At 29.7% G+C, this 13,296-nt stretch carries 11 protein-coding genes; 2 read left to right on the top strand and 9 right to left on the bottom strand.

Annotation, left to right across the window (positions count from 1 at the left end; translation table 11 throughout):
- Positions 1–124: 124 nt before the first annotated feature.
- Genes ACH2BP_RS06455 through ACH2BP_RS06465 form a run of 3 tightly spaced genes read right to left on the bottom strand, consistent with a single transcriptional unit; the run spans position 125 to position 4,755 of the window.
- On the bottom strand, positions 125–2,143 hold the full coding sequence (locus ACH2BP_RS06455) for a thioredoxin family protein (RefSeq protein WP_395058153.1): 2,019 nt from the start codon (positions 2,141–2,143) through the stop codon (positions 125–127).
- Complete coding sequence (gene tilS / locus ACH2BP_RS06460; protein ID WP_395058155.1) at positions 2,143–3,447, bottom strand: tRNA lysidine(34) synthetase TilS; 1,305 nt, start codon at positions 3,445–3,447, stop codon at positions 2,143–2,145. The genes ACH2BP_RS06455 and tilS overlap by 1 nt, the downstream gene beginning before the upstream one ends.
- Positions 3,448–3,468: 21 nt before the next feature.
- Positions 3,469–4,755: an anthranilate synthase component I family protein gene (locus tag ACH2BP_RS06465; protein WP_395058157.1), complete on the bottom strand. Its 1,287-nt coding sequence runs from the start codon at positions 4,753–4,755 to the stop codon at positions 3,469–3,471.
- Positions 4,756–4,938: 183 nt separating this feature from the next.
- Here ACH2BP_RS06465 and ACH2BP_RS06470 point away from each other — a divergent pair, with 183 nt between their 5' ends.
- Positions 4,939–5,844, top strand: coding sequence for a DUF4349 domain-containing protein (locus ACH2BP_RS06470; RefSeq protein ID WP_395058159.1), 906 nt, complete (start codon positions 4,939–4,941; stop codon positions 5,842–5,844).
- 63 nt (positions 5,845–5,907) lie between these two features.
- Positions 5,908–6,549: a M15 family metallopeptidase gene (locus ACH2BP_RS06475; RefSeq protein ID WP_395058173.1), complete on the top strand. Its 642-nt coding sequence runs from the start codon at positions 5,908–5,910 to the stop codon at positions 6,547–6,549.
- A 161-nt stretch (positions 6,550–6,710) separates the two neighbouring features.
- On the opposite strand, the gene ACH2BP_RS06480 is transcribed toward ACH2BP_RS06475, so the two are convergent.
- The 6 genes from ACH2BP_RS06480 to ACH2BP_RS06505 form a co-directional block, all read right to left on the bottom strand.
- On the bottom strand, positions 6,711–7,868 hold the full coding sequence (locus ACH2BP_RS06480) for an ATP-binding protein (RefSeq protein WP_395058161.1): 1,158 nt from the start codon (positions 7,866–7,868) through the stop codon (positions 6,711–6,713).
- A 55-nt stretch (positions 7,869–7,923) separates the two neighbouring features.
- Complete coding sequence (locus ACH2BP_RS06485; RefSeq protein WP_395058163.1) at positions 7,924–8,493, bottom strand: hypothetical protein; 570 nt, start codon at positions 8,491–8,493, stop codon at positions 7,924–7,926.
- A gap of 5 nt (positions 8,494–8,498) precedes the next feature.
- Positions 8,499–9,677 carry a class I SAM-dependent methyltransferase gene (locus tag ACH2BP_RS06490; protein ID WP_395058165.1) on the bottom strand — a complete coding sequence of 393 codons (1,179 nt, stop codon included), beginning with the start codon at positions 9,675–9,677 and terminating at the stop codon, positions 8,499–8,501.
- On the bottom strand, positions 9,677–10,765 hold the full coding sequence (locus ACH2BP_RS06495; protein WP_395058167.1) for an AI-2E family transporter: 1,089 nt from the start codon (positions 10,763–10,765) through the stop codon (positions 9,677–9,679). The genes ACH2BP_RS06490 and ACH2BP_RS06495 overlap by 1 nt, the downstream gene beginning before the upstream one ends.
- A 76-nt stretch (positions 10,766–10,841) precedes the next feature.
- Complete coding sequence (locus tag ACH2BP_RS06500) at positions 10,842–11,804, bottom strand: zinc metalloprotease (protein ID WP_395058169.1); 963 nt, start codon at positions 11,802–11,804, stop codon at positions 10,842–10,844.
- Positions 11,805–12,179: 375 nt separating this feature from the next.
- Complete coding sequence (locus ACH2BP_RS06505; RefSeq protein ID WP_395058171.1) at positions 12,180–13,148, bottom strand: zinc metalloprotease; 969 nt, start codon at positions 13,146–13,148, stop codon at positions 12,180–12,182.
- Positions 13,149–13,296 lie beyond the last annotated feature (148 nt).

Consider the following 13,296-nt stretch of genomic DNA (forward strand, 5'->3'; position numbering starts at 1 on the left):
GAAAGTCAAATTTAAACAAAATGAGCCCAATACAATATCGAGCTCATTATTATCAAAATTAATTATAAATTTGTCCAAAATTTTGGGTGCAGTCTATTTTGTTCAGGTTTTTTTATGAAATTTATTATTTTTTAAATCTAGAAATTCCTTCTTCTAACCAAGTTTTGTATTCCTGAATGTTTGGTGTATAAGGTACAGGTTCGTTTAATTTTTTCTCATCTAAACCAATCAAAACATAATAAGGTCTTGCATTTGTACCATAATTTAATCGTTGAAACTCACTCCATTTCTGACCTACAGTTATTATTTTGTTTCCAGTTTCTTTAGAAATATATTGTTCATTTACAGGTAATTCTTTTCTTTCATCACCGTAAAGTGAAATTAATACAATATCATTTTTAAGAATTTTTAAAACTGTTTCGTCAGACCAAACATTGTTTTCCATAACCCTACAATTCTGGCATTGTTTTCCTGTAAAATCTATCAAAATAGGTTTGTTTACTTCTTTTGCATAAGCCAGACCATGTTCATAATCTTCAAAAGAAACTAAATTATGAACCCCATAAACCGCATTTTTAGGTAATTGTGCTGCATTGCTTGCAACGCTATTATTTCCAAATCCTTGTGGACTTTCGCTATAAGTACTTGGTGGCGGAAATGCTGAAATCATTTTTAGTGGCGCTCCCCAAAGTCCAGGAATCATATAAATTGTAAAAGATAATGTTACAACAGCCAGAATCAATCGGCCAACAGAAATATGGTTTAACGGACTATCATGTGGCAAAGTAAATTTTCCAAATAAATACAACGAAAGTGCTCCAAAAATGGCTATCCAAATTGCAATAAATACTTCTCTTTCTAGTAAATGTAAATCTAAACCAATGTCTGCATTAGAAATAAATTTCATTGCCAATGCGAGTTCTACAAATCCAAAAACAACTTTTACAGTGTTTAGCCAACCACCAGATTTTGGTAAATTACTAAGCAGGCTAGGAGCAAGTGCAAAAAACATAAAAGGTAAAGCCAATCCTAAACCAAAACCAAGCATTGCTATGGATAGAATTGTCGCTCCTCCATCAGAATTTAATGAGGTTCCCATCACCAAACCAATTGCCGGACCAATACAAGAAAAAGAAACAATAATTAATGTTAATGCCATAAAAAAGACGCCAATTAATCCGCCTTTATTGGAAGCATTGTCAACTTTATTTGCAAATTTATTAGGAATTGTAATCTCGAAAGCACCAAAAAATGATATCGCGAATATTGTAAATATTAGAAAAAAGAAAATATTCAAATAAACGTTATTGGATATTTCCGCAAAAATATCTCTATTTATTCCTTCTATCAAATGGAACGGAATAGTAATTAATACACAAATTGCAACAATACAAAATCCGTAGAAAAAGGCATTAAATTTCCCTTTAGACTTACTTGAAGATTGTTTCAAGAAAAAGCTAACCGTCATTGGAATCATAGGGAATACACAAGGTGTAATGGTGGCAAATAATCCTCCTAAAATCGATAATAAGAAGATAGACCAAATCCCATTATTTTCACTTTTTTCATCTTTTTTATCTTCAATTTTAGAAGTAGTAATTGGAGTGTTTTCTTTTGTAATATCATTTTCTACAACTTCTTTTTCTATTTTAGATGTATCGATATTTTCGTCAGCAACTACTGGTTTTGTAGCTTCAATAGATGATTTCGGAATATCAAACTGAAATGATTTATTTGCATTAATGCATGATTCTTTACAAACTTGGTAATCTAAATTAAGCTTGATGCTTTTTAAATCTTGATTAGTAGTTTTTATTTTTTGAGTTAAAGTCACATTTTTCTCAAAAAAAGTTTCATTTACTTCAAAAATATCATTGAAAGCGGTTTTTGTTTTACTTTCTTGGGTTTTTCCGACCAATTCGTAATTTCCTTTTTCAAATTTTAACTCTGTAGGAAGCGGCCCGCCGTCTGGTGTAAATTGCGAATACACATGCCAACCAGCGTCTATTTTTCCATCAAGAATTAAGTTAAATTCTGTGTCAGATATTTTTTCAACTCGTGATTGCCATTTTACTGGTTCTATAATTTGAGCTTGTGTACTTAAAAAAGTAAAAAACAGGATTAAAGCGACTAGTTTCTTCATTATAATAATTCTAATTGTATAATATTTGTAGTTGTTTTATTTGCTATAAATTGTTGGTCTGCACGCTTTCCGATTATCCAAACAATTTGATTTTTGGAACACAAAAGCCAAGTATTTTCTTTCTCTATCAATGACATTTTTTCATCTTTAAAGTATTTACTTAACTTCTTTTTACCGTTCATTCCTGACGGATAAAAAGAATCTCCTTCATTCGATTTTCTAATCGTTAATGGAAATTGAAGTTTGTCTTCATCAACAAATATAATTGTATTTTTAGGAGTAGAAATGTCAGTTACTTTACAAATAGAAAGATTTAAGGGAATTTTAACTTCTTTTTGATCTTTTTCAATAAAATAGGTATCTTTTTCTAATTCCTCTATTTCCTTTAAAATTAAAAAATCTCGGTCTTTTAATAATCGATAATTTTTCGAGAAAATTTGTTTTCCTGACTGAGATTCGACTAAACTATAAATATCTTCCCAAGCTGTAAAATCATATTCACGTAACCACTGGTACAAATAGGATTTGTAATTGGGCAATTGAGTTAGTTTTTTTAAATCGAAAGAAATAAGTCCATTATCTTCTTTTACTACTTGTTGGTATATCATAATCGTAGCATCTTCGACCATAATTTGAGCTTCTTGCAAGTAATTTTGCGTTTTCTGGAAGGAATCTAGAAAATTAGGATTTAATTCTTTTAATATGGGAACCAAATCATGACGAATCTTATTTCGTAAATATTTATCGGAAGCATTGCTAGAATCTTCTCGCCATTGAATTCTATTTTCTTTAGCATATTCCTCTATTTCTGAACGAGAAAAAGGTAATAAAGGTCTAATTATTTGTTCATTTTGTTCAGGAATTCCAGTCAATCCATCTAAACCTGTTCCTCGAGTTAAGTTAATGAGAAAAGTTTCTAAATTATCATCGGAATGATGAGCTGTAAGTATAAAATCGAAATTTTCGGTTTCTAATAATTCATAAAACCAATTGTACCGAAGTTCTCGAGCGGCAATTTGAGTTGATAACTTATAATCTTTAGCAAAATTCTCAGTATCGAAAAGAGTTACAAACATTTCAATATTATTGTTAGAAGCATAATTTTGAACAAATTGCTGATCGCCAAAACTCTCTAAACCACGCAATTGGAAATTACAATGCGCAATAGCAATAGTATAATTCAGTTTTTGAAATAAATCCAACATAATCATACTGTCAATTCCGCCACTTGTAGCCAAAAGAAGTTTTTTCTCTTTCAGAAAAGGGAAATTTTTAGAGAGATGATTTTGTAGTTTTAAAAGCATTTTCAAAAGTAATTATTTAATTTAACTTAACACTTCCAACATCGCTTTTGCTTTCAATAAACATTCGTCATATTCTTTTTCTGGAATTGAGCCAGCAGTAATAGCACTTCCAACAGAAAAAGAAACGTATTTTTCTTCCGAATTGTATAAAATACTACGAATTACAACATTAAAATCGAAATCGCCAGTAGGAGTGAAGTAACCAATGGCGCCACTATACAAACCACGTTTTGTTTCTTCTAATTCTTCAATAATTTTCATGGCCGAAATCTTGGGAGCGCCAGTCATACTTCCCATGGGGAAGGTTGTTTTTAGAATATCGATAGGAGAAGTGGTATGCAAAACTTCTGAAACAATTGTCGAAACCATGTGATGTACTTGTTTAAAAGTATAAATACCACACAATTCCGCAACTTGAACCGAACCTTTTGTAGCAGTATGTGATAAATCATTGCGAACCAAATCGACAATCATCACATTTTCTGAGTATTCTTTAGGGTTTTGCGATAATTCTAGTTTCGATTTTTCGTCTTCAATAGTATCAGAAAATCGTTTTGAAGTACCTTTTATAGGTTGTGAAATTATTTTTGTTCCTTCTTTTCTCAAATAACGTTCTGGAGATGCGGAAAGTAAATAATTTGTATTGTTTTTGAAAAATACAGAAAATGGAGGTTCTGAAATTTCATTTAGTTTATTATAAATTTCTAATGGATTTATATCAGCCTTTTCAGCAAAAAATTCCATACAAAAATTAGCTTCATAAATATCTCCACGATTGATGTGTGTTAGTAATTCACTAACTTTCTCTATGTAGTTTTCTTTAGATATTCGTTGCTCGATTTTATTATTATTTTTGCATTCGACTTTCGACTTTTGACTTTCGACAATTTCAAAAAAATCCTCTTCAACTTCATCATCACACATATTCAGATATTGAATTTCTACTTGATTTCCTTTCAATAAAAATATTTTTTTAGGTTGAAAGAAAAACAAATCTGGGAAATGCAAACCATCATAATTTTTAGAAACCAAATCTTCGGTATCGTTTTTTAAATCATATGATAAATAACCAAAAAGCCAATCTCGTGTTTGAGATTGGTATTGTTTTAAATCTTCGAAAGCATTGTGATAGTCAGTTTTTATTGATGTAAAAGCATCAACCGCCAAAACACAATCATAGCTGGAATATTCTTGCGGATAATGATTACTGTCCAGAAAAATAACTTCTCTGTACTGATTTCCCCAAGCTAAAAGTTGCTTTTTAAATAAAATAGGATCCTGTAAATCTTTAAAAATAGATGTTCTCAAATCGGAAATAAATATTTAACAAAATTACAACATTTTAACTGTAATGGATATAAGTTTTTGGCACAGTTTTTAGTACAGCTAGAATTATGTATTAACAAATAAATTCATATTAAATTATTGATTGAAAACTACCTCGAAATTCCCTTTAAAAAGTAACCTCAATTAATATTAAATATGAAAATCATGAAAAAAACTCCCGCAATTGGTTTGGCATTACTACTGGTAACTATTGCCTATTCTTGTAAAGATGGTGCCACAGAATCACCAATTACCGAAGAAGCAGCTCCAACAATGGAAGAAACTGTCGATGTAAAAGTGGCAACATCTTCATCGGCAGCAGTAGAGCCCAAGAATTCTAAAAGAAAAATTGTTAGAACGGCCGACATTAAATTTAAAGTAAAAAACGTTCCCAGATCGACTTATGCGATTGAAGATGCGACGACAAAATTTGGTGGTTTTGTAACTTATACCAACTTGCAAAGTAACATTTCTAACAAAGATGAAACTAAAGTAAGTCCAGATAGTACGTTAGTTACGACAAAATACATAGTCGAAAATAGTATTACCATTCGTGTACCCAACACACGACTAGATACGGTTATAAAAACAATTGCAAGACAAATAGATTTTCTTGATTTTCGAGTTATAAAAGCCGACGATGTTACTTTGCAAATATTGTCTAACCAAATGGCTCAAAATAGAAGTAATAATTCCGAAAAAAGAATTGAAAAAGCGATTGATGACAAAGGCAAAAAATTAAATAATATTATCGATGCCGAAGATCATTTAGATGATAAAAAAGAGCAAAATGACGCTAGTAAAATCGAAAATTTATCACTGAAAGATCAAGTGAATTTTAGCACATTAACATTGCAAATTTACCAACGAGAAACTGTAAAACAAGAAATGGTTGCCAATGAAAAAAGTATAAATGCTTATCGTCCCAATATTGGCTTGCAAATTTGGGATAGCTTAAAAACAGGTTGGTTTATGCTCGAAGCAATTATTGCATTTGTTGTGCAATTATGGGGAATCGCTCTGATTGCTGGATTAGGATATTTTGGGTACAAGAAATATGTCAAAAAGTAAGCTGTAAGCCACTGGGAAACTGGTGGTTTTTTTATTTATATTTGTTTAACAACTCAAAGAATGATGAAAATAAAAAAAATATTGATTTTCGGATTAATTATAAATTTTATAATTCCCTGTAAATCACAAAATATACAACAAAATCAAGTAATTATTAATGATACCACTTTCGTAAATATAAAAGATTATAGTTCTGATTTTATTTTAGATATGAAATATGCTACCGAAGATAATTTCTTAGAAACTAAAGTTTACGATTGTCAATCCTGTTTTTTACGTTTAAAAACTATAAAATTCTTGATAGAAGCCAATAATGAATTCAAGAAAAAAGGTTACAAAATAAAGCTCTTTGATTGTTACCGACCGCTTGATGTTCAGAAAAAAATGTGGGCAATTATTCCCGATGCAAATTACGTAGCAAATCCTGCAAAAGGTTCTATTCATAATCGTGGTGGTGCTGTAGATATTACGTTAGTCGACGAAAATGGTGTCGAGCTTGATATGGGAACTACTTTCGATTTTTTTGGTATAGAATCTAGTCATGATTACAGAAACTATCCTAAAAAAATACTTAAAAACAGAAGACTAATAAAAAAAATTATGACACGAAACAATTTTGAATCCTTCGATTCAGAATGGTGGCATTATAATTTGATTGGTTCTAGAAAAGATAATTTGTCTAATTTTACTTGGCAGTGTGAATAGTAATATCTTGTTTACGATTAGCTATTCAATAAGGCCAAATGCATAAATTAAATCATAAACTGCATTTTTTTTAAAAATCGTTGTTATATGATGTAGCAATTTCAAATGCCACAAGTCTTTGTTTTATTCACTTCCATCAAATATAATTCCATCTCAATTGCCTATTTATATAAAGGTTTCTCAATAGGTAAAGTAAAATAAAAAGACGAACCTTCACCTTCAATACTTTCTACCCATATTTCTCCACCATTTTTTTCTAAAAAACCTTTTACCAATAATAATCCAATTCCAGCACCTTTATCCTTTTTTCTCGTTTCTGAAAGAGTTTTCATTTGTGGTGTAAAAAGCTTGTTCATTATTTCTTTTGACATTCCAATTCCAGTGTCCTTAACCTGAATAATAATTTTGTCTTCTAAATTTTTTGCTGAAACCGTTATCATTCCTCCTTTTTCAGTATGTTTTATAGCATTTGAAACGATATTCTGAATAATGGAAATTAACATTTTACCATCTGCAAATATAAAAGTATTCTCTTCAATTTCATGATGAAGATTTATTGTGTTTATAGAAGCAGTTTCCTTTAAAGTTTCAAAAACTTTATTAATATATTCAATTAGTTTTATTTTAGTTGGTGAAAACACGTCAGATGCATATTTAATTCTAGCCCATTCTACCAGATAGTCTAACATTTCTAATTCATCAGTTGATGATTTATAAAGTAATTCGAGCATTTCCTGAACAGTATCCGTTTTCATTTTATGAAAATTTTCTTTCAAATATTTTGCTGTACCAATAATTGCAGAAAGAGGGCTTCTTAAGTCGTGTGAAAGTATTGCCAAGACGCTCTCTTTATGTGTATTAAGTTCTTCCAATTCCTTAACATAGTTTTTTATGGAATCCTCGGATTGTTTTTTATATGTTAAGTCCTGTAAAATTTTAACATAACCTATCATCTCTCCATCTAAACTGATGAGCGGAAAAACCAATCCAAAAGCAAAAAAAAAGCTTTTGTCTTTAGTTATATGCCATCTATTATCTGTTGCTCTTCCTTCTTTTAAAGCTATCTGAATTTCTCTTTTAGGAATTTCATTTTTTAAATCTTCCTCCGTAAATATTAAATCGAATGACTCTCCTATAACTTCGTCTACTTCATAACCAAATATTTTTGTAGCACCTGCACTCCAACTATTTATATTAAATTCTTTATCTAATGTAAAAATTGAATAATCTTGCAAACTGTCAATGATTTGACTATAAAACTCAGATGTTGGAAGATATTTTTTTTTAAGAATCTTATGATTTTCTTGATTGTTTTCCATTGGATTTATTTTAATTGATTATGATAAGGTCTTCTCTTTTTAATATTGCGTATAACTATTCAATACATGAAAAATTATCTATAAAGAAATTTTCTGGTTCAAAAATACCTATTATTTTTTCGCCACGAAGCTCTTTTAGTAAAATATAATCTTTGGTTTCGGAAGCAAGTTTTATTCGCATTGTGATTATTGGGTATTTTTTTAAATCGTCTAAATTGTCTTTTATAAACAGAAAATGAGCGTTTAGGAAGCGATTATTTAATTTCTCTTGCGCATTATAAATTAAATTATCACATTCGCTTTCGCCAGCATTTATTAAGGTGTAAATTTTCCCGTTAGCCAACTGAAAATAAATTTTAGAGTTTTTATCTATACATTTTGGTGTTATAAAATCGGTACTTTTTTGTATAATCTGCAAATTTAGTATTGGTGTTCCATTCTCTGAAATTAAGGATAAAAAAACTAGTTGTGCTGAATTCCCAAAAACCTTTTCGTACACCAAACAGCTTTTAGTTTCTTTTAATGTGCCAATAGAATCAGTTACATTTACGCTTAATTCACATGGTTTTTGTGCAAATAATACAGTTTGAAATAAGAAAAATAAGACAATTATAGGAATTCTCATTGGGTTTAAATTTTGGCGCAAATTAAAACAATTTTATGATTATTTGCATCCGTTGTAAAAAAAGTATAGGTATTTCCGCCATCACTTATTTTCCATTTTTTTCTAATGTTTTCGACAGTTTCTGGAAAGTTACGTATGGTAATATTTGCTTTGGTATTTTGCAAAAATTCTTTCATTTCACTTTTATTATATTCAAAACAATTTTCAATTTTAAATACTCTTCCAGGAAAATCTATTATTTCGTTCGATGTATATAAATGAGAATGCTGGTGTAGTTTTTCGAGTTTAAAATGATTTGCAATCAATTCGAAAGCTCCAGACTTCAGAATCGCAGCATTGGGCTCGTAAATGTATTTTTTTGTTAATGTATAAATATTTTTTTCTATTTCTTTATTCAAAATGAAATCAAACTTTTCTTCTTTTTCTTTGTTGAAATTAATGGTTTTTATTTCAGTTGTATTTTCATAATCTTTCTCTATTTCCCATAATAATTCCTTCACTTCGTTATTTACAGCGATAATATGTATGGTTTTTACGTTTTTCAATTCATTCAAACCTGAAGTAATATCTAGTATTGGCGCAGTTTTTATAAGTATTTTATCAGAAAACTGGAAATAGTCTTCTAAAAGTTCTGGGACATTGGGTAAGCAATCTTTAAGCATAAATACCTTGCCTTTTGTATCACTTCTCCGAGACGGATCTAAGTAAATCCAGTCGAATTTATGATTTAGTTTTTTTAATGTTTCAAAACTATCTCCTTGTATACAAGTAATGTTTTTCTGATTTAATATTTCAAAATTATGTCGAACAATTTCGGATAATTCACGATTTAATTCACAATGATAAACTTGATTTATTTTCTTCGAAAAATAATAATCATCAATACCAAATCCACCAGTTAAATCGATTAAATGTTTGCCTGAAACGAGATTAGATTTGTATAAAGCAGTTTTCTCTGAAGAAGTTTGTTCTATCGATATTTTACTTGGATAAACAATATTTTCATGAGCATACCAAGTTGGTAACTTTTCTTTAGCTTTACTTTTTGCCGAAATTTGTGTTAGTATTTCAACCCAAGGAATTTCGGGAAAAGGATTTTTTTGCAAAGCCAATTTCGAGATATTAGCTTCAATATTTTGAGAGATAAAATCTTGTACAGCAACCGATAATAATGGAGAAATCATTATATATTCTTTGTAATGAGTTGTACAATTTTATTCTCAGGGAAAAATTCTTTAGCAATCACCTTTAGCATTGTATAAAAAGGAATGGCAATAATCATTCCTGTTATTCCAAAAAGAAATCCACTAATTAAGGTTACTAAAAATATTTCGAGTGGGTGAGAATTGACACTTTTTGAAAAAATAATGGGTTGAGAAATATTATTGTCAATTAGTTGAACAATCCAAAAACCAATCATAACATATAAAGTTGTAGGTAAAATGTCATGCTGAAAATCACCTCCTAAATTACTAATCATCGTTAATATTGCGGCTAATACAGAACCTATTAAAGGCCCAACATAGGGAACGATATTTAGTAAAGCACATAAAAAAGCAATGACAAAAGCATTTTCCACCCCAAAAATGAGTAGCACAATTAAGTATAAAATAAAAACAATCGATAATTGAATGAGCAATCCAATAAAATAACGACTAAGCATTTCATTTGTTTTGGTAAATGAATTCAGGATTTGTTCTTCGTGATTGTCAGGTAAAATTATTTTCATACCATTTGTAAACATTAATTTGTCCTTCAAAAAGAAAAAAGTGATAAATAAAACGGAAGCTAATCCCATACCGAAACTGCTTATTGTGCCTAAAATAGAATTTAGAATCGTAGGTATAAAATTAAAATTTATTTTAGATGTTAAATTAGAAACATTTAGCAAATTCCCAGCATTAATATGATGATTTGTCAGGTAAACTTTAAATTGATTAGCCAATTCGGTTGCGCTGTTTTCAATTGATTTAGTGTCTAGTAAAGATAAATTTTCACTTTGGGATAATATAAGTGGTACAAACATCATAATTAATCCCACAAAAGTTAAAACCAATATAAACATGGTAAATACAACTGCAATTGTGTTAGAAAATTTTAATCTTCTTTTTAAAAAAACTACAAATGGACTTGTAATTAAGGTCAATATTAGTGAAATTATCAAATATATAATAACCGATTGAATTTCATATAAAAAAAATAATAGCACAACAATTCCAACAATGATTGCCAATGCTTTTATAATTCCGTTTGCGATATTTTTTGAAGTCATTTCATTTAAATTGAGGAACGAATATAATAAAAAAACTCGCTACAAGAGCGAGTTTCAATATTATTTAAGAAAGATATTACAATCTGAAAGAAGCTCTAGAACCTCCAGAAACAAATATTGCATCCATTCTTGATTTTTGACCTAGTGAGAACATATACATTCCTCTATCATCTGTATAGTCCATATAGTTCATGTACATTTCTAATGGCGTACCTGAACAAGTACTTCTATGACCAACAGCAGGAACTCCGCCATTAGCATCATTGTGAGTTGGTGTATCAGAAACTAAATCAGATCCACAAGTTGCATCTCCCCAAATGTGACGCAAGTTCATCCAGTGACCTACTTCGTGAGTCGCTGTTCTTCCTAAGTTGAAAGGATAGGCAGATGAAGAAGAACTTGTTACACCAGTGTATTTACCATCGCAAACAACTCCATCAGTGGTTGAAGAACCTCCAGGAAATTGTGCATATCCTAAAATTCCTCCACCAATAGTACAAACCCAAAAGTTAAGTTTTGTAGTAGGAGAAGTTGGATTTAAACCACCAGAAGTAGTTTTTTTCATCGCATCATTAGTTCCCCAAGATGTTTTTGTAGTTGATTTTCTAATCACTTGGTCAAGTACAAAAGAGATTCCTACATTTGCTCTTACTGATGAGTATGGATTGTTAGATGTATTATAATCTGAATTTAAAGCATTAAAATCTTTGTTTAAAACATCAATTTGTGATTGAAGTTGCGCTAAAGAAACATTTTCTGCTGTTGTACGATACAATACATTAAATACAACCGGAATTTGAATTTTTCCATTCACAATTCTTCCAGTTGACATTGCGTTTTCTGTAAATCTTTCGATTTCAGCCATTCTTGAAGCTAAAGCAGGATTTTCTTGAAGTTGACGCTCTAGTATTTCATGAGAAACACAACCTCTATGTGCAGATGAATTAGTAGCTGGTTGAACATCTGTTACATTGTTGTCATCTTTTTGACAAGAAAACATAAAGAAAACTACCGAAGCAGTCAATAATAATTTTTTCATAATTTGGTTGGTTTAATTAGTAATTTGTTAGTTTTTCATTCAATTGTTTGGCAATACTATAAATAATTATATGATTTACAAAATTTTTATTAAAAAAAAATACAAAACAATTACAAAAAACTTATAAAAAAATAGTTTTTAAAATGTTAATAACCTTGGAATATCTAGGAAAACAAGATGTTTAAAGATTTTTTAATGTTAAAAAATATTATTTAAAAATAGTTAGCTTTTTTTGAGTATTTGATAAAATTTAGTTCAACTCTTTATGTTATTCTTAAAAAAAAAAATTTTTCTTAACTTTTTGATATCAATACATTTTTAAAATAAAAAAACTCGCTACAAGAGCGAGTTTTTAATTTATGTTTAAGAAAGATATTACAATCTGAAAGAAGCTCTAACGCCTCCAACAGCAAATATTGCATCCATTCTAGATTTTTGTCCTAATGAGAACATATACATTCCTCTATCGTCCGTATAATCCATATAGTTCATTGTCATTTCAACAGGTGTACCTGAGCAAGTGCTATAATGAGGATATGCAGGAACTCCGTAATTGGCTGTATTATGAACAGGTGTGTCTGAAACTAAATCAGAACCACAAGTGGCATCTCCCCAAATGTGACGTAAGTTCATCCAATGTCCTACTTCGTGAGAAGCAGTTCTTCCTAAATTATAAGGATAAGAAGATGAACTAGAACTTGTAACTCCAATATAATTAGCATCTATTACAACACCATCAGTTGCAGATGAACCACCAGGAAATTGTGCATATCCTAAAATACCACCACCAATAGTACAAGACCATAAGTTTAATTTTGTTGTAGGAGATGTAGGGTCCAAGCCGCCTTGTTTAGATTTTTTCATAGCATCTCTAGTTCCCCAAGATGATTTTGTAGTCGATTTTCTAATTACTTGATCTAATACAAAAGTCATACCTACATTGGCTTTTACTCCAGAAAATAAAGCTGGAACTTGATTGTAATCTGCATTCGCAGCATTAAAATCTTTATTTAGAACATCAATTTGAGATTGAATTAATGTTAATGAAATATTTTCGGCAGTTGTTCTATACAGAACATTTACTACAACTGGAATTTCTATTTTTCCATTTACAAGTCTTCCTGTAGCTAATGCATTTTCTGTAAATCTTTCAATTTCAGACATTTTAGATGCTAAATTTGGATTTTCTTTAAGTTGTCTTTCTAAGACTTCTTGCGAAGCACAACCTCTTTGAGCAGAAATATTTAATGAACTTGTTTTTGATTGATTTTCATCAACATTGTTGTCATTTTGACAAGAAAATAGAAGTAAGGCTACCGCGGAAGTTAAAAACAGTTTTTTCATAATTTGTTTGGTTTAATTAGTTTTTTAATTAATAATATAGCAATACTAAAAAATAAATATTAAAAAAATAAGTTTTATTAAATAAAATAGATGAGCTGTTAGTTTATACCGTTGAAACGAAATAAATAATAGATTATTAGGTAGTTGA

Source organism: Flavobacterium sp. (genome assembly GCF_043756175.1).
Classification (GTDB): domain Bacteria; phylum Bacteroidota; class Bacteroidia; order Flavobacteriales; family Flavobacteriaceae; genus Flavobacterium.

Excerpts from the sequence above, each read along its gene's own strand:
- ACH2BP_RS06455 (WP_395058153.1), bottom strand. The coding sequence starts at position 2,143 with ATGAAGAAACTAGTCGCTTTAATCCTGTTTTTTACTTTTTTAAGTACA.
- tilS (WP_395058155.1), bottom strand. The coding sequence starts at position 3,447 with ATGCTTTTAAAACTACAAAATCATCTCTCTAAAAATTTCCCTTTTCTG.
- ACH2BP_RS06470 (WP_395058159.1), top strand. The coding sequence starts at position 4,939 with ATGAAAAAAACTCCCGCAATTGGTTTGGCATTACTACTGGTAACTATT.
- ACH2BP_RS06475 (WP_395058173.1), top strand. The coding sequence starts at position 5,908 with ATGAAAATAAAAAAAATATTGATTTTCGGATTAATTATAAATTTTATA.
- ACH2BP_RS06480 (WP_395058161.1), bottom strand. The coding sequence starts at position 7,868 with ATGGAAAACAATCAAGAAAATCATAAGATTCTTAAAAAAAAATATCTT.
- ACH2BP_RS06485 (WP_395058163.1), bottom strand. The coding sequence starts at position 8,493 with ATGAGAATTCCTATAATTGTCTTATTTTTCTTATTTCAAACTGTATTA.
- ACH2BP_RS06490 (WP_395058165.1), bottom strand. The coding sequence starts at position 9,677 with ATGATTTCTCCATTATTATCGGTTGCTGTACAAGATTTTATCTCTCAA.
- ACH2BP_RS06495 (WP_395058167.1), bottom strand. The coding sequence starts at position 10,765 with ATGACTTCAAAAAATATCGCAAACGGAATTATAAAAGCATTGGCAATC.
- ACH2BP_RS06500 (WP_395058169.1), bottom strand. The coding sequence starts at position 11,804 with ATGAAAAAATTATTATTGACTGCTTCGGTAGTTTTCTTTATGTTTTCT.
- ACH2BP_RS06505 (WP_395058171.1), bottom strand. The coding sequence starts at position 13,148 with ATGAAAAAACTGTTTTTAACTTCCGCGGTAGCCTTACTTCTATTTTCT.